Origin of the sequence: Lysobacter sp. cf310 (genome assembly GCF_900114355.1) — a bacterium.
Taxonomy (GTDB): domain Bacteria; phylum Pseudomonadota; class Gammaproteobacteria; order Xanthomonadales; family Xanthomonadaceae; genus Lysobacter.
The window spans coordinates 17,315-34,175 of sequence record NZ_FOSS01000007.1 but is presented as its reverse complement, the minus strand read 5'-3'; the positions used below and the strand labels follow the sequence as shown (position 1 = coordinate 34,175).

The 16,861-nt window shown below is 69.1% G+C and carries 11 protein-coding genes; 6 read left to right on the top strand and 5 right to left on the bottom strand.

From position 1 onward, the window contains the following. Positions 1-754 precede the first annotated feature (754 nt). Together BMZ45_RS19920 and groL are read left to right on the top strand one after the other, a co-directional pair. A complete protein-coding gene (locus BMZ45_RS19920) occupies positions 755-1,042 on the top strand; it encodes a co-chaperone GroES (protein WP_056180300.1) in 288 nt (95 codons plus the stop codon). 123 nt (positions 1,043-1,165) lie between these two features. Next, positions 1,166-2,806 carry a chaperonin GroEL gene (groL, locus tag BMZ45_RS19915; RefSeq protein WP_091638274.1) on the top strand — a complete coding sequence of 547 codons (1,641 nt, stop codon included), beginning with the start codon at positions 1,166-1,168 and terminating at the stop codon, positions 2,804-2,806. 154 nt (positions 2,807-2,960) lie between these two features. Here groL and BMZ45_RS21755 read toward each other — a convergent pair whose 3' ends face one another. After that, positions 2,961-3,101: a hypothetical protein gene (locus BMZ45_RS21755; protein WP_175489172.1), complete on the bottom strand. Its 141-nt coding sequence runs from the start codon at positions 3,099-3,101 to the stop codon at positions 2,961-2,963. A 104-nt stretch (positions 3,102-3,205) separates the two neighbouring features. Next, the gene (locus tag BMZ45_RS19910; protein WP_091638273.1) at positions 3,206-3,559 is read right to left on the bottom strand and encodes a hypothetical protein; all 354 of its coding nucleotides are present in this window, start codon (positions 3,557-3,559) and stop codon (positions 3,206-3,208) included. Positions 3,560-3,744: 185 nt separating this feature from the next. Between BMZ45_RS19910 and BMZ45_RS19905 the strand changes: the two genes are divergently transcribed. Further along, complete coding sequence (locus BMZ45_RS19905) at positions 3,745-5,649, top strand: esterase/lipase family protein (RefSeq protein WP_091638272.1); 1,905 nt, start codon at positions 3,745-3,747, stop codon at positions 5,647-5,649. A gap of 188 nt (positions 5,650-5,837) precedes the next feature. Here the strand turns inward: BMZ45_RS19905 and BMZ45_RS19900 are convergent, their stop codons facing one another. The 3 genes from BMZ45_RS19900 to BMZ45_RS19890 form a co-directional block, all read right to left on the bottom strand. Then, a complete protein-coding gene (locus BMZ45_RS19900; RefSeq protein WP_091638271.1) occupies positions 5,838-7,853 on the bottom strand; it encodes a multicopper oxidase family protein in 2,016 nt (671 codons plus the stop codon). Positions 7,854-8,145: 292 nt separating this feature from the next. Continuing rightward, positions 8,146-9,579: an XVIPCD domain-containing protein gene (locus BMZ45_RS19895; protein WP_091638270.1), complete on the bottom strand. Its 1,434-nt coding sequence runs from the start codon at positions 9,577-9,579 to the stop codon at positions 8,146-8,148. 15 nt (positions 9,580-9,594) lie between these two features. Continuing rightward, the gene (locus BMZ45_RS19890; RefSeq protein ID WP_139215600.1) at positions 9,595-10,086 is read right to left on the bottom strand and encodes a hypothetical protein; all 492 of its coding nucleotides are present in this window, start codon (positions 10,084-10,086) and stop codon (positions 9,595-9,597) included. A gap of 299 nt (positions 10,087-10,385) precedes the next feature. Here BMZ45_RS19890 and BMZ45_RS19885 point away from each other — a divergent pair, with 299 nt between their 5' ends. From BMZ45_RS19885 to glnE, 3 genes are all read left to right on the top strand, one after another. After that, positions 10,386-11,990, top strand: coding sequence for a flavin monoamine oxidase family protein (locus BMZ45_RS19885; protein WP_091638268.1), 1,605 nt, complete (start codon positions 10,386-10,388; stop codon positions 11,988-11,990). A gap of 316 nt (positions 11,991-12,306) precedes the next feature. After that, a complete protein-coding gene (locus tag BMZ45_RS19880) occupies positions 12,307-13,656 on the top strand; it encodes a S8 family serine peptidase (protein ID WP_175489171.1) in 1,350 nt (449 codons plus the stop codon). 134 nt (positions 13,657-13,790) lie between these two features. Next, positions 13,791-16,622 carry a bifunctional [glutamate--ammonia ligase]-adenylyl-L-tyrosine phosphorylase/[glutamate--ammonia-ligase] adenylyltransferase gene (gene glnE, locus BMZ45_RS19875; RefSeq protein WP_091638266.1) on the top strand — a complete coding sequence of 944 codons (2,832 nt, stop codon included), beginning with the start codon at positions 13,791-13,793 and terminating at the stop codon, positions 16,620-16,622. Positions 16,623-16,861: the final 239 nt, after the last annotated feature.

Below are 16,861 nucleotides of genomic sequence, written 5' to 3'. Positions count from 1 at the left end.
TCCATAGCTTGACCGCGATCCCGCCCGCTTTGGGGTAGGAGCGGCGTGAGCCGCGACCGCGCGACTCCGGCTGCGACGTGGTCGCGGCTTGCGCCGCTCCCACACGGACGGATGCGTTTGCGGGCGACGGATTCGACGCGTCCGGGTCCAGGAGCGGCTGCGTGCCTGGCTGGCGTGGCGCCTGCTTTGGGTAGGAGCGGCGCAAGCCGCGACCGCGCGACTTCGGCTACGACGCGGTCGCGGCTTGCGCCGCTTCCACACGGACAGATGCGTTTGCGGGCGACGCATTCGACGCGTCCGGGTCCAGGGGCGGCTGCGTGCCTGGGTGGCGTGGCGCCTGCTTCGGGTAGGAGCGGCGCAAGCCGCGACCGCGCGACTTCGGCTGCGACGCGGTCGCGGCTTGCGCCGCTCCTACAGGGAGGGACTGCTGCCACGCCGCTCCGGCAGGGAGGGACTGCCGCCACCACCGCCGCTCCGGCAGGGAGGGGCTGCCAACGCCGCCGCTCCAGCGGGGAGGGATGCCGCCGCTGCCGCCGCTCCAGCATGAGGGGCTTCCGCCGCCGTCCGGAGGCGGCGCGACCCTACCGCCTGGCGGCCAGTCGCGCGCCGGCGCTTGAAAAGCCCCGCCGCCGCCCCATCTCCTGGCTATCCCGGTTCGCCGGGCGTTTTTTGTCCCCGGCATTGGCACTCCGCCGGGGCGACTGCTAAAATTCTCGCCCTTTCTCCACCCATTCAGTCACTTACAGAGGTCGCCATGAATCTCAAGCCGCTTTACGACCGCGTTGTGGTCAAGCCGATCGAAGCCGACGAAGTCTCCGCCGGCGGCATCATCATCCCCGACGCCGCCAAGGAAAAGTCGACCAAGGGCGAAGTCGTCGCCGTTGGCGAAGGCAAGGCCCTGGACAACGGCAGCCTGCGCGCGCCGAAGCTCAAGGTCGGCGACAAGGTCATCTACGGCCAGTACTCGGGCAGCTCCTATAAGCAGGACGGCATCGAATACAAGATCCTCAAGGAAGACGACGTCCTCGCGATCGTCGGCTAAGAGCCGCGATCCCGGCCGCGCGGATCCGCATGCGCTTGCGCTGCGTGTCCCGCCCGCCCCGGCATCCCGTCTTCGCTCTTAAGCAATCCCGAATCCCCATACCAAATTCCGGAGTTTCAAATCATGGCTGCCAAAGAAATTCGTTTCGGTGAGGACGCTCGCGCCAAGATGGTGCGCGGCGTCAACGTGCTCGCCAATGCCGTCAAGGCCACCCTCGGTCCGAAGGGCCGCAACGTCGTGCTCGAGAAGAGCTTCGGCGCGCCGACGATCACCAAGGACGGCGTGTCCGTCGCCAAGGAGATCGAGCTGGCCGACAAGTTCGAGAACATGGGCGCGCAGATGGTGAAGGAAGTCGCTTCCAAGACCTCCGACAACGCCGGCGACGGCACCACCACCGCGACCGTGCTGGCCCAGGCGCTGATCCGCGAGGGCATGAAGGCGGTCGCCGCCGGCATGAACCCGATGGACCTCAAGCGCGGCATCGACAAGGCCGTGGTCGGCGCCGTCGAAGAGCTGAAGAAGATCTCCAAGCCGTCGTCGACGAGCAAGGAAATCGCCCAGGTCGGCGCGATCTCGGCCAACTCCGACGCCGACATCGGCGACCTGATCGCCCAGGCGATGGACAAGGTCGGCAAGGAAGGCGTGATCACCGTGGAAGACGGCTCGGGCCTGGAGAACGAGCTCGACGTCGTCGAGGGCATGCAGTTCGACCGCGGCTACCTGTCGCCGTACTTCATCAACAACCAGCAGTCGATGTCGGCCGAGCTGGACGACCCGTTCGTGCTGCTGTACGACAAGAAGATCTCCAACGTGCGCGACCTGCTGCCGGTGCTGGAAGGCGTCGCCAAGGCCGGTAAGCCGCTGCTGATCGTCGCCGAGGAAGTCGAAGGCGAAGCGCTGGCGACCCTGGTGGTCAACACCATCCGCGGCATCGTCAAGGTCTGCGCCGTCAAGGCCCCGGGCTTCGGCGACCGTCGCAAGGCGATGCTGGAAGACATGGCCGTGCTGACCGGCGGCACCGTGATCTCCGAGGAAGTCGGCCTGCAGCTCGAGAAGGCCACGATCAAGGATCTGGGCCGCGCCAAGAAGGTGCAGGTCTCCAAGGAGAACACCACCATCATCGACGGCGCCGGCGACGGCGATTCGATCCAGGCCCGCATCAAGCAGATCAAGGCCCAGATCGAAGAGACCTCGTCGGACTACGACCGCGAGAAGCTGCAGGAGCGCGTGGCCAAGCTGGCCGGCGGCGTTGCGGTGATCAAGGTCGGCGCTTCGACCGAGATCGAGATGAAGGAAAAGAAGGCACGCGTGGAAGACGCGCTGCACGCCACCCGCGCTGCCGTGGAAGAAGGCATCGTCCCGGGCGGCGGCGTCGCGCTGCTGCGCGCCAAGGCCGCGATCGCGGGCCTGAAGGGCGCCAACGAAGACCAGAACCACGGCATCCAGATCGCCCTGCGCGCGATGGAAGCCCCGCTGCGCGAGATCGTCACCAACGCAGGCGAAGAGCCCTCCGTCATCCTCAACAAGGTGCAGGAAGGTTCGGGCGCGTTCGGTTACAACGCCGCCAACGGCGAGTACGGCGACATGCTCGAGTTCGGCATCCTGGACCCGACCAAGGTCACCCGCACCGCGCTGCAGAACGCGGCTTCGATCGCCGGTCTGATGATCACGACCGAGGCGATGGTCGCCGAGCTGCCGAAGAAGGACGAGCCGGCGATGCCGGGCGGCGGCGGCATGGGCGGCATGGGCGGTATGGATTTCTGATCCAGCCGTTCGCCGTTCGCGCGAAACGAAAAAACCCCGCCGCGAGGCGGGGTTTTTTTTTGCGCGTTACGAAGGCAACGCGACCGGGTCGGGCGATACGCCTTGCGCGGGCATCCTCACGGGTCGCGCTCATGCGCAGGCGCGCGCGGTCGCCTTACTCGCAGGGGCTCCCACGCAAGCGCAGCGTGGTCAGGTGATCGATGCGGCGATTTCGTCCCGTCGACCGGCGGCCCAGGCTGTTGGTCTGGTTGATCAGCCGACCGTCGACCAGACGCTGGATGACGAAGCGCGGCATGAACGCCGCGCTGTCGACGATGCCCCTATGCCCGATCGTCGGCTCGAACGCCGGTCTCCACAGGGATGCATAGCTTCGGCTCCGTGCGTAGGAAGGCGCCTGAGCTAGTGTTGGCGGATCGTAAACGCCAAGGTCGTGCCGCGCACTTCGAAACGGGCGGCCTCGCGGTTGGGCGCATACGCCACCGAAGGCCCGCTGCGTCGCACGCCACCGACCGCGCCGATGCGCAGGCGCACGTGGTCGCCGACGTTCAAGCGTTGGCCATGGAAATGCAGCGTGGTCAAATCGATTCGTTGGCCCCGATGGTGCGTCATGCGGCCGAGCAACCGGGTCTGGCTGATCACTTGGCCGTCGACCAGGCGTTGCACGACGAAGCGCGCCACGAAGGCGCCTAAATGGATGTAGTCGATGTACTGGTAATACGGTTCCGGTTCCCCGGACGCTTCTGGCGTGTGCATGGCAGGCCCCCCTCCGTGTGCGCAGCAAGATCGTTGGCGGAGTCTACGTGAAGGCCGGGCGGTCCCACCGGTGCTTCCCGGCTGGCTTGGACCCACGCGCTTCGGTAGCCGATGGGCGGCATGCGCGTTTACCGCCGCCCTCGCATAAGCGGACAATGGCGGCCTGATCCAGCAACGGAGGCGGGATGCGATCCAGCCGGCGGTTCCCCCAGACGTTCGTGCTCGCCCTGGCCTGGCTGCTGCTCAGCGGCTGCGCGGTGGTCTCGGTCAAGCAGCACAAGGCCGACGACGCCGCGATCGCGCGTCGCGCCGACGTGCTCAGCAGCGGCAAGCTCAGCACCGATACGGCCACCACCCTGGCGGCGGCCGGTCTGGACAGCGATGCCTGCACGCGCGATCCGGCGCCCTGCGTGCAGCAGCTGCGCGATGCGGTGCCGGTGGAGGCCTGGCTGGCCACGGCGGCCGAACTGCACCTGGCGCGCCTGCAATCGGACAAGCAGGCGCAGGCCGCCGACGCGCCGCTGCGCACCCAGCTCGCCGCCGATGCCGCGCGCTGGTCCTACGCCTATCTGTTCCTGACCCCGCGCACGCCCGAGCAGCGCGTGTTCGAATCGCGCCAGCAGCGCGTGCTGGCGATCTACAACCGCGCGGTCGAGCTGCTGGCCCAGGCTACCTTCGAGGCCAGCCGCGCCCAGGGCGGCGTCGGCAGTTCGCCGGTGCGGGTCGGCGAGCTGGAAACCACGGTGGTCCTGCACGGCTTCGAAGCCAGCCAGCTCGGCACCCAGCCCGACGAACTGTTGGCCTCCGACACTTTGGGCTTCGACAACCTGCGCGCGGTGTATCGCCGCGACGGTTTCGGCTCCAGCCTGGTCGCGGTGTACCCGCGTCCGCAGCGCGACCCCGACCAGGCCCAGGTCGCCTATCGCGACACCCGCTACCTGCCGGTGACCGTGACCATGCGCTTCCCGGGCGACAGCCTGGATGCGGTGCTGGCCAGCCGGCAGTTGCGCGTGGACGCGTACAACCCGTATCGGATCGACAGCGAAACCATCGCCGGGCGCACCGTGCCGCTGGCGGCGAATTTCTCGGCCGCCTACGGCGTGTGGCTGGCGCGTTCGGACTTGGCCAAGCTGAGCCTGGCCAGCTTGCTCAAGCCGCGCCAGAGCACGGTGTTCAAGCCGCGCGTGTATCTCAACCAACCTTACGATCCCGACAAGCGCGTGATCATCCTGGTGCATGGCCTGGCCAGCAGTCCCGAGGCCTGGGTCAATCTGGCCAACGAATTGCTGGGCGACGACGAACTGCGCGACCAGTACCAGGTCTGGCAGGTCTTCTATCCGACCAACCTGGGCCTGCTCGCGAGCCGGCAATCGATCGACGCCGCGCTGCAGGCCACCTTCCGCCACTACGACCCGGACGGCAACGATGCCGCCAGCCGCGACGCGGTGCTGGTCGGCCACAGCATGGGCGGGGTGATCGCGCGCCTGCTGGTCAGCGACAGCGGCGAGCGCGTGCTCGACGCCAGCCTGGCTTCGTTCTCGCCCGAGCAGATCGCGCGCCTGCGCCAGGAGCCGCTGGTGCGCGGCCTGACCGTGTTCGCGCCGATGCCGCAGGTCGGGCGCGTGGTGTTCATGGCGGCGCCGCATCGCGGCGCGGGCGTGGCCGACGGCTGGGCCCTGCGCATGGTGCGCAAGTTGATCGGGCTGCCGTTCGAGGTGCTGCGCGAAACCGCCGAGCTGGCGCAGCGCGCCGACGTCGACGAGCAGGCGCTGCAGAAGATCGGTTTCCGCAAGGGCCGGCCGCCGACCGGTCCCGACGATCTCAGCCCGAGCTCGTGGTTCATGCACGTGACCGAGAGCGTGCCGATGGAAGCGGGCCTGCCGTTCCACACCATCGTCGGCCGCAAGGACCCGGCCATGCCGCTGGCGCAGTCCAGCGACGGCTACGTGCCTTACGCCAGCGCGCACCTAGATGGCGCGGTCTCGGAAGTCGCGATCACCTCCGGCCACAGCGTGCAGGAGACCCCGCAGGCGATCATCGAACTGCGCCGGATCCTGCGCGAGGACGAGCGCGCGCACGAAAAGCGCTGAGCCGGCGCAGGTCAAAATCGCGCGAACCGGACCCCGCGCCGCTGCGGTTGTCATCGCACCCTACGGCTTGCGTCGAAAGCAGCGCGTCACTTTCGTAGGATGCGGTGAGCCGAAGGCGAACCGCATCATCGCGGTCCGCCCTGCCTGCGCGACGGTGCGGTGGTCACCGCACTCCGCGCCGCTCGGCTTCAATGATGCCGGCTGCTGTCGATCCCGCCGCCCTTGCCGTCCGGCACCAGCACGCGCACGTTCTGCATCATGCCCTGGTCCTCGTGCTCGAGGATGTGGCAATGCAGGACGTACTCGCCGATGTAGCGTTGATAGCGCGTGCGCACGAACACGCGATAGCCCTTCTTCACGAACAGGGTGTCCTTCCAGGTGCCCTTGGTGTTGGCGTACTGCGGATCGTTCTTCTCGCCGCTGACGCTGACGTCCTTGCCCTGCGGATCGAGGATGCGCGAGACCTGGAACGGATTGACGTGGATGTGGAAGGGATGGCCGCCGAGTTCCGAGCGCAGCTCCCATTCCTCGACGTTGCCCAGGATCAGGTCGCGCGACTTGCTGGGGTCGTAAGGGTAGCCGTCGACCATGTACACATTCGGGATCCGGCTGCCGTCGATGTTGAACACCAGGTCCTGCTTGCCGGTGAGTTCGCCGTCGCCGATGTCCGGGTGCGGCACGAACGCGTCCAGGCGCAGGCCGTCGCGCAGCGCGGCGACGATGCCGGCGCGCAGGTCGGCGGGCATCTGGGTTTCGGCGGACGCGACCAGGCGATCGGTCACGTAGGGCGCCAACTGCGCGATCGGCGCGCCGCTGCCGGCGGCCACGGTTGCCACGCCCAGCAACTGGCGGTCCTCGGCGGCGTTGAGGATGCTGGCCGAGGCCGGCGCGGCGGCGTCGATCACGCAGTACTGGCCGGCCTTGGGGAACACCACCAGGGCGTCGCTGCGGTAGCCCGGCTGCAGCACGTTCTCGGCCTTCTCGATCGCGCGCGCATGGCTGAGGCCGTCGGCCGCGACTTCGAACTGCGTCACCACCGGACCGGTGCAGTTGCGCGCGACCCAGTTGTCCAGCGCGGTGCCGGACAGGCCTTCCAGGCTGCTGGGGTTGGCACGCAGCTCGCGCAGCTGCAGGTTGATGGTGTCGCGCACGCCCGCGTGCAACAGGCGCCAGCGCTCGATGCGGCCGGCGACCAGGCCGGTGAAAGTCGGCAGCACGTCGCCGTTGATGCTGGTGTGGCGGCCGGACTGCACCCAGGTGTCGATCTTGGCGCCGGGCTCGAAGCCGAACTGGTCGTAACCTTCTATCTCGCCGACATCGCCCGGGTCGCAGACCCAGGCCACGGTTTCGCCGGCATCGTTCTTGCGCACCTTGATCTTGCCGGTGGCCTTGTCGCGACAGGCGTAGGCGACCTGCTGGAACAACAGCACACGCTCGGGCAGGGCGTTGCCGTCGGGGTCGCGCAACAGGGTGTCGAGATCGCCGGTGCGGCCCGGCGCGGGCAGGCGGTTGCCGCGCACCAGCAGCGCGCCGGCCATGCCGCTGGACACCTGCAGCGCGGTCGAGCCGTGCAGATGCGGGTGATACCAGTAGGTGCCGGACGGATGATCGGCGGGCAGGTTGTATTCGTACTCGAACTTCACGCCCGGGCGCAGCGTCAGCAATACGTTGTCGCTGTTGCCGGTGGGGCTGACCCACAGGCCGTGCGAATGCAGGTTGGTGGAGTTGAAGCAGTGCGGGATGTTGATGTCGTCGTGCGCGCAGTCCTTCTGCTCGGGCAGGCTGTTGTCCAGGCGGATGCGCACGGTCTCGCCGGGCGAGGTCACGATGGTCGGCGCCACGAAAGGCACGTCCGGATGGGTGCCCGGGCTCTGGTAGGAGCGCAGGTTGACCTCGTCGTAGCGCTGGCTCTCCGGGTTCCAGATCCGCGAACGGGTATAGACGATGCGCAGGTCCAGCTGGGCCTCGTGGGTGTCCAGCGGCTGCGCTCCCTTGGGCGTGAGGCTCAGCAGCGGTTTGGCGGCGTCGCCGGAGCGCAGCATGCGCGCCATTACCGGTTGATCCAGATCGCGTTCGTCCGGCGCGGCGTCCTGCGCCGCCGCGATGGGCGCGAACGCAAGCAGGCACAGCAGGGGCAGGGCGGCGGCGGGCGTGCGCCGCGCGCGGTGGAGACCCGGATTCAAGTCCAGGGGGGGGCGTTCCATGCGTCGGTGCTCCTGATGGCGGAGTGGAGTGGATGTGCCATCCGAGCATATCGCCGGCCGTGAACGCGCGCACTGGCGCGTGTGGGCGACGCGCTTGCGTGCGCAGGCGTGCTGCGTTGCCGCAATCGGCGCGAGCGCGCGGGCCGCAATCGTGGAATCCGCGGCTTACTTACGCGCAGGCGCGGCGCGCGCGTGCGACGCAGGGGCGCTGGCTAAGCGCCGGGAACGCGGGCAAGCGCGTCCCCGCCGCGCCGACCGCCGATGCCGTGGCACCGACGGACGGTCGTGCGTCTTACATCGACTGCGCCTGGCGCTGTTCCTTCAGCGGCGCCGGCTGGGCCGGGGTCTGGCCCTGGTTGAGCGCGTCGAGCTGGCGGAAGGACTCCTCGGCCGAGGGCGCCTTGTCGGTGGGCACGCCCACGCGCACGTGCGCCGGATCGCTGAGCCCGCCCTGGACCAGGAACGCGGTCTTGCCGACTTCCTTGGTCACCGGGTCGACGCTGAGGGCGACGTGGTCGGGGCTGGTGATGCCGTTGCGCTTGCCTTCCACGGTCATGCCGGCGGCGATGCGGTCGAGCTCGCCCTCGGACATGCTGCGGCCGTGGCGCGCGAATTCGCCTTCGACCTTGTCGCGGATGCCGGTGAACAGCTTGTGGTCGGCATGCTCGGCGCTGCGCGGATCGACGCGGATGTGCGAATGCGTGTCCTCCAGCAGCTTCTCCAGCGGCGAGTTGATCGGCACCGCCGTGTGGGTGGTCTTGGTGTGGTCGAAGTGACCCGGCTTGGGCGTGCTGGTGCTGATGTCGACGTAGGCCTGGCGCCCGGCCGAGTTCGCGCCCAGGTCGATGCCGTTCTGCTCCATCAGGCTCTCGTTGAGCTTGAGCTGGGTCATGTTCAGATGCACCGCCGGCTTGCTGCCGTCGGCGGTCTTACCGTGCGCGTGCTCGAGCTGGCTGATGTAGCTGACGTAGCTGGCGCCGTAGTAGTTGGCGTAGTCGGAATTGCCGTTGTGGCCCAGACGCGCCTGCGAGCCGGGCATGTCGAAGTAGTACTTGCCCATCGCCTTGATGTTGTCGGCGCTTTGCGCCATCGACAGGTCGGCGCCGACGGTGAGGTCGGGCTTCATCGCGTAGGTGAAGTTGGGCGCGGTGCCGCTGCGGTTGATGAAGTCTCCGGCGCGGCCGGGCGACTTCAGGTAGACGTCCTCGAGCGTGGCGGTGGGCTTGGCCTGACGCACGTTGCCGACCAGGGCGTTCCAGCCGGCGATGTGGGCCTTGGCCTCGTCGTCGCGGTTGGTCTGGATCATCTTGCCGACGATCGTGGTGTAGTCGTGCACCGAGGCCGGGCTCTTGGCCATCGCCGTGGCTTCGGTGGCGAAGGTCGACAGGGCGGTGGCGCGATCGGTGCGGAAGTAGCCGTGCTGCACTTCGTGGCCGAGGACGAAGGTCATGTTGCCGGCGTTGTAGCTGCCGCCGGGCGCGTTCTCCAGGCCCTTGATCGGCAGCAGCATGGTCTGGTCGCCGCTGCGATAGGCGCCGCCGGCGTGCGGGTCGGTCAGCGCGGCGAAGCCCTTCAGGTGGCCCTTGGTGACGACGTCGTTGAGCTGCGCCATCAGGGCCGGCGAGCCGTTGATCGTGGCGGTGAGGTTGGTGACGGCTTCGGCGCTGACGCCGGACTGCTTGCCGAAATCGTCGATGAGTTTCTGCAGATCTGCACTGATAGGCATGACGGGATCCTTCCCTTACTCGACCGTGATCATCTTCACGCAGTGGTGGGTGGTCTTCTCCGGCGTTTCGCTGGATTCGCCCTCGATATAGACCTCCAGCGACAGCGTCGGACGCTGGAACCGGTAGTGGTCGACCCGGCCGTGTTCGCCGTAGCTGACGCTGTCCTGGAAGCCCATGCCCTTGAGCGCCTCGGCGTACTGCTTGAAGTCGACGCCGCAGATCGCGCTCATCGGCGCGTTGCCCTCGCCGGTGCGCGAGAAGTCGAAGATCAGCTTGTTCTTGTCGGCGCCGTCGGGCTTGGTCACGTACAGGTTGTAGGCCCAGTCCGGGGTCAGCTGGGCGCCGGTGCCGAACGAATCGGCGCGGCCGGCCGCGCGCTGGATCGCCAGGCCGGTCTGTTGCTCCACGTATTCGGGGGTGAGCTGATCGCTGGACTTGAGCCCCTCGATCAGCTTCAGCACGCGCCGGCTGATGTCGTCGGCGGTGAGCTGGGTGGTGGTGGTCATGGATTCCTCCTTGATGGACGTCTTTTCTGTGGGCTCGCCGTGCGACACATGCGCGCAGGCGGCCAGGGCGAGGCTGCTCAACGGCAGCGCGCACCAGGTGCGTAGGGAAGCGAAGGGGGAAGTGCTGCGGGGCGGCGGCATGGCGTCTCCTCCTTGGACGCTGGGGACTTCCCAGTTATAGAACATGCGTTGACCCCTAACAACGACAGAACCGTGTCGCGCAGGACAGCCGAAACCGTCCCTGGCCTGAACGCGATCCGGCCTGCGTTGCCAGTGCAGAACCCGACTAGGAAGCGCGTATGGCCCGCACGCCCCTGTACTCCTTGTTGCGCCGCGCGGCGCGGATCGCGCGCGCGTCCCTGCATGCGCGCCAGCCCCTGGACGAGCTGCAGGCCTACGCCGAGGAACGCCGCACCGACCTGCGCCGGCGCCGCCTGCTGCAGGGCGCGGGCGCCGGCCTGGTGCTGGCCGGTTGCGCGCAGGCGCCGCCGCGCGCGCTGCTGCCGCCGGACCAGGAAGTGGTGGTGGTGGGCGCCGGCATCGCCGGCCTCACCGCGGCCTGGCGGCTGCGCCAGGCCGGCGTGCGGGTGCGCGTGTTCGAGGCCCAGGGCCGGGTCGGCGGGCGCATGCTGAGCCTGCGCGATCATTTCTCCGACGGCCAGGTGATCGAGCTGGGCGGGGAGCTGATCGACAGCAACCATGCGCGCATCCGCGCGCTCGCCGGCGAACTCGGCCTGGTCCTGGACGACCTGCTCGAAGGCGACAGCGACGCCGACGTCTGGTACTTCGACGGCCGCCGCATCGGCGAGCGCGAACTGGTCGCGGCCTTCGTGCCGGTCGCGGCCCTGATCGAGCGCGACCTGTCGGACCTGGGCGACGGTGACATCACCTATCGCGACGGCCAGGGCGCGCAGGCGCTGGATGCGCTGTCGATCGCCCAATGGCTGGACGCCAACCAGGTCGGCGGCTGGCTGCGCAAGCTGATCGATGTGGCCTACACCACCGAAATGGGACTGGCGATCGAACAGCAGTCGGCCTTGAACCTGCTGACCTTCATCGGCACCGACGACGACGCCTTCGCGGTGTTCGGCGAAAGCGACGAGCGCTTCCACGTGCGCGGCGGCAACGACCTGATCGTGCAGCGCCTGGGCGGCAAGCTCGAGGACGCGGTCGAGACCGGGCAGGTGCTGGAATCGGTGCGCGCGCAGGCGGGCGGCGGCTACACGCTGTCGTTCCGCGCCGGCGCCGGTTCGCGCCAGGTGGCGGCCAGGCAGGTGGTGCTGGCGCTGCCGTTCACCCTGCTGCGTCAGGTCGCGATCGAGGCCGAGCTGCCGCCGGTCAAGCGCCGCGCGATCGACACTCTCGCCTATGGCAGCAACGCCAAGCTGATGATCGGCTACGACCGCCGGGTCTGGCGCGAGCACGGCGGCAACGGCGCCTCGATGAGCGACCTGAGCTACCAGACCAGTTGGGAAACCTCGCGCAAGCAGGCCGGCCGCGGCGGCGTGCTGACCAACTTCACCGGCGGCCAGCACGGCGTCGACCTGGGCCGGGGCACCCCGCGCGAACAGGCGCAGGCCGCGACGGCGGCGCTGGATCGAGTGTTTCCGGGCCTGGCGCAGGCGCGCGCCGGCCAGCGCGAAGCGCGCTTCCACTGGCCCAGCCATCCCTGGACCCTGGGCAGTTACGCCTGCCTGCGCCCCGGCGACTGGACCGGGCTGCGCGGGGCCATGGGCGAGTCGGTCGGCGGCCTGCATTTCGCTGGCGAGCATTGCGCGCTGGACACCCAGGGCTTCATGGAAGGCGGTTGCGAATCGGGCGAAACCGCCGCGCGCGCGGTCCTGGCCCAGCTGCGCCTGACCCGGTTCCGACCGGGGCCGACCCCTGTTCAGGTAACTGCCTGAATCCCGGGGCTTTTTGAACTGGCGGGTATCGTTTTGCAGTGCAGCGTGCAAAGGGGATAACGTTTCCTTCACGATCGCCCCGCATCCCGACGTGGGGGAGGGAGCAGGCCCGCAACCGGTTCGACCGGGGCGGGCTTTTTTATTGCCCGCTAGTTCGCTGCACCCCATCCGCAAGCGTCGTGCCGGCTCCGCGCGACAGTCGGTGGCCGTTTTCGGCCGCGAATCCGTGCCTTGAGACCCCTTCTGCATGGGCCTACCCTGCTTCGGCATGGGGGAAGACCGTGACGCAAGTCACTCTTATCCAGGAGAAGGGGTTATGAAGCGTTGGACATTGGCGGTATGCGCGGCCGCGTTGGCTGCGGGCAATGCGCATGCGGCGACTTACGTCGTACAGGCGAAAGCGCAGAACTTCAGTCCCGCCCTCGCCGCCAAGATCGCCGCCGCCGGCGGTCAGGTGAAGGCGCGCTATGCGCAGATCGGCGTGGCGATCGTCGAGGCCGACGACAGCTTCGCCGCGCGCGCGCTGCAACTGGGCGAAATCGAATCGGCGTCGCGCGACCGGGTCTTGCAGTTCGAACAGCCGACCGTGGTGAGCGGGCTCAGCCTGGGCGAGAACGCCGCCAGTCCGCCCAACACCGGCGACAACGACACCCGCTTCGACCTGCAGTGGGGGCACACCGCGATCCGTGCCACCGACGCGTGGGCGCGCGGCTATCGCGGCGTCGGCGCGGTGGTGGCGGTGCTGGATTCGGGCGTGGACTGCACGCATCCGGACCTGGTGCCCAACCTTCTGATCAATCTCAACGCCTCGTTCGTGCCCGGCGAGGGCGCGTGCGCGACGCGTCCGTTCCCGGTCTTCAACCACGGCACCCACGTCGCCGGCACCATCGCGGCCGCCGACAACGGCATCGGCATCATCGGCGTGGCGCCCTCGGCCAAGTTCTTCGCGGTCAAGGTGCTGTCCGAGTTCACCGGCAGCGGCAGCTTCGCCGGCATCCTGCAAGGCATCCTCTACGCCACCGACAACGGCGCCGACGTGATCAACATGAGCCTGGGCGTGTCCGGCGGCCTGCCGATCGCCGCCGACACCAAGGACCTGATCAAGGCGATGCAGAAAGCGGTGTTGTACGCGCGTCAGAACAACACCATCGTGATCGCGTCCACCGGCAACGACGCGATCGACTTCGATCGCGCGGTCGATGCCGACGGCAACCGCCTGATGTCGTTCCCGGGCGGCGTCGAAGGCGTGGTCGGCATCTCCGCGACCGCGCCGATCGGCTGGGCCTTGAACTTCAATACCAACCTCGACATCCCGACCAGCTACACCAACTACGGCAAGCACACGGTCCACTTCGCCGCGCCGGGCGGCGACTCGGTGTATCCGGGCAACGAGAACTGCACCGTCGCCGGCCTGTTGCGGCCGTGCTGGGTGTTCGACCTGGTGTTCAGCGACAGCACCGGCGGCTTCTCCTGGGCCGGCGGCACCAGCATGGCCTCGCCGCACGCAGCCGGCATCGCCGCGCTCATCATCGGCGCCAACGGCGGCGATCTGCAGGTGTCGCGGGTGGAGAACGCGCTCAGGCAAGGCGCGGCCGACCTGGGCACGCACGGCGTCGACGAGTTCTTCGGCCAGGGGCGCGTGAACGCCGACGATTCGCTGCGCTAAGCAGCCACCGCGCAGGGGCGCCGCGACCGATGGTGACCGGTCGCGACGATGCGAACGCCCGTCGTGCCTGCCGCGGCGGGCGTTCGCTGTTTGCGCGGTACTGAACGCCGCGATCGCCATGCCATCATCGCGGCATGTCCGCATCCGTCTCCATGCCCTCCGACGCGACCGAACGCGCGCTTGCGCGCCTGCGCGCGTCCGCGCCCGAAAGCGCCATCGCGCTGTCCGATCCCGAGCTCGCCCGCCGCGTGGCCCGGGTCGCGGCGATCAGCGATTTCGCCATCGACACCCTGGTGCGTCAGCCCGCCTTGCTGGCCGCGCTGGCCGGCGACGACGGTGCCGAGCCCTGGCCCTTGCCCGAGTTGCGGCCCGAGCAGCGCGCCGACTGGGGCAGCCTGCTGCGTCGCTATCGCGCGGCCGGCTCGACCCGCCTGATCTGGCGCGACGCGCTGGGCCTGGACGAGGTCGACGCCACCCTGGCCGGCAGCACCGCCCTGGCCGAGATCTGCCTGCAGCGCGCGCTGGACGCGCTGGAGGCCGAGTTCGCCCAGCGCTACGGCGCGATCCGCGACCGCGACGGCCGCCTGCAGCGGCTGGTGGTGTTCGGGCTGGGCAAGCTCGGCGGCGGCGAACTCAATTTCAGTTCCGACGTCGACCTGGTCTACGCCTACGAGCACGACGGCAGCACCGAATACGACGGCCGCGATCCGGCACGCGCGCTGGACGCCGAGAACTACTTCGCCAAGCTCGGCCAGCAACTCGCGCGCCTGCTCGACGAAGTTACCGCCGACGGTTTCTGCCACCGCGTCGATCTGCGCCTGCGCCCCTACGGCAACGCCGGTCGCCTGGCCTGGTCGTTCGCGGCGATGGAGCAGTACTTCCAGCGCGAAGGCCGCGATTGGGAACGCTACGCCTGGCAGAAGGCGCGTCCGGTGGCCGGCGATATCGAGGCCGGCGAGCGTTTGCTGGAGGCGTTGCGGCCGTTCGTGTATCGGCGCTACCTGGATTTCGGCGCGCTCGACGGGCTGCGCGCGATGAAGGCCGCGATCAGCGCCGAGGTCGCGCGCAAGGAACTGGCCGACGACATCAAGCGCGGTCCCGGCGGCATCCGCGAGATCGAGTTCCTGGCCCAGGCCCTGCAACTGATCCGCGGCGGCCGCGAGCCCGAGTTGCGCGGCCGCCGCCTGCTGCCGGCGTTGCGCGAGCTGATCGCCCAGCGTCAGATCGGCGAGGCCGCGGGCGCGGCGCTGATCGACGACTACCGCTATCTGCGCCGGCTGGAAAATCGCCTGCAGATGCTGCGCGACGCGCAGACCCACGCCCTGCCGGAGGGCGGGGACGACAGGCTGCGGATCGCGCAGGGCCTGGGCTATGCGGATTGGGACGCGCTGCGCGCCGAGCTCGATCTGCGCCGAGCGCGCGTGACCGCCGAATTCGACGCCCTGCTCGCGCCGCGCCGGCGCGTGGTCGCGCCCAACGCGCTGACCGTGTACTGGGGCGGCCTGCCCGAGGCGGGTTCGGCCGAGGTGCTGGCCGACGCCGGCTTCGAGGACGCGGCCGCGGCCGACATTCTGCTGCGCGATCTCGCCCGCAGCCCCGGCGTGCGTGGCTTGTCCGACGGCGCGCGCGCGCGCCTGGATCGCGTGCTGCCGGCGCTGCTGCAGGGCGCGGCGGTGTCCTCGCAGCCGATGCTGGCCTTGAAGCGCCTGCTCGCGCTGCTGCACAACATCCTGCGCCGCAGCGCCTACCTGGCCCTGCTCGACGAACAACCGGCCGCGCTGTCGCGCCTGCTGGAGGCCGTGACCCGCAGCGCGCTGCTCGCCGAGCGTCTGGCCGCGTATCCGCTGCTGTTGGACGAACTGCTGGACGCGCGCGTCGACGGCCCCTTGCCCGGACGCCTGGCCTTGATCGCCGCCTGCGAGGAGGTCGACGAGGGCGACGATACCGAAGCCACCCTGCAGGCCTTGAACGAGGTGCGCCAGGCGTTGAGCTTCCGTATCGCGCTGGCGCTGCGCGACGGTCGTCAATCGGCCGAGGAGAGCGCGCGCCAGCTGGCCTGGCTGGCCGACGGCGTGGTGCTGCGCGTGCTGGCGCTGGCCGAGCGCGATATCGCCGCCGCGCACGGGCGCGTGCCGGGCTCGCGTTTCGTGGTGCTCGGCTACGGCAGCCTGGGCGGCGAGGAGCTGGGTTTCGGCTCCGATCTGGACCTGGTGTTCCTGTACGACGCGCCGCGCGCGGACGCGGTCGCCATCGAGGGCCTGCAGTCCGACGGTGCGCGGCCGCTGGACGCGGTGCGCTGGTTCGCGCGGCTGGCCCAGAAGGTGGTCGCGCTGTTGGGCGCGGTGACCGCGGCGGGGCGTTTGTTCGACGTCGACGTGCGCCTGCGCCCGGACGGCGCGAAAGGGCTGCTGGTGTCGTCGCTGACCAGCTTCGCCGACTACCAGCGCGAGCGCGCCTGGACTTGGGAGCATCAGGCCCTGGTGCGCGCGCGCAGCGTCGCCGGCGATCCGGGGCTGCGCGAGGATTTCGAGCGGGTGCGCGCGCAGACGCTGGCCAACGCGCGCGATCCGGGCAAGGTCCGCGAGGACGTGAGCGCGATGCGCCTGCGCATGCGCGCCGAGCTCGACCGCAGCGATGCGGCGGCCTTCGATCTCAAGCAGGGCGAGGGCGGTCTGGTCGATCTGGAGTTTCTGTTGCAGGCGCTGGTGCTGCGCGAGGCGCAGACGCATGCGGGTTTGTTGGCGCCGCGCGATACGCCGGGTTTGATCGGGATCGGGCAGGTGCTGGGGGTGTTGGACGAGGCGACGGCGACGTCGTTGTTATCGGCGCATGCGACTTTGTTGGCACGGGGGTTGGACTGCACGTTGGACCGGCGTGCGCGGCGGGTGGCGCCGGACGAGGCGGTCGAGGCGGCGCGGGCGGCGATACGCGCGGCGGCGAAGGCGCAGGGGTTGGCGTTCGGCTGAATAGCTTGCTTGGGTAACGGGCTCCATCCTCCGTTGCTCCGCTCGCTCTACGTTGTCATCCCTGCGAACGCCGGCAGGCTGTGCCTGCTGGCCGGGCGGGTTGGGGAGGATTTGCTGTTGCTTTGCTTTCGTCTTTTCAGGCCGAAGGTCAAAGGCTTCCGCCTGCTGCGTACCCGAGTCACTTTCTCTTGCTTTTAGCTCCCTCCTTTGGAAAAGGAGGGTTGGGGAGGATTTGCTTT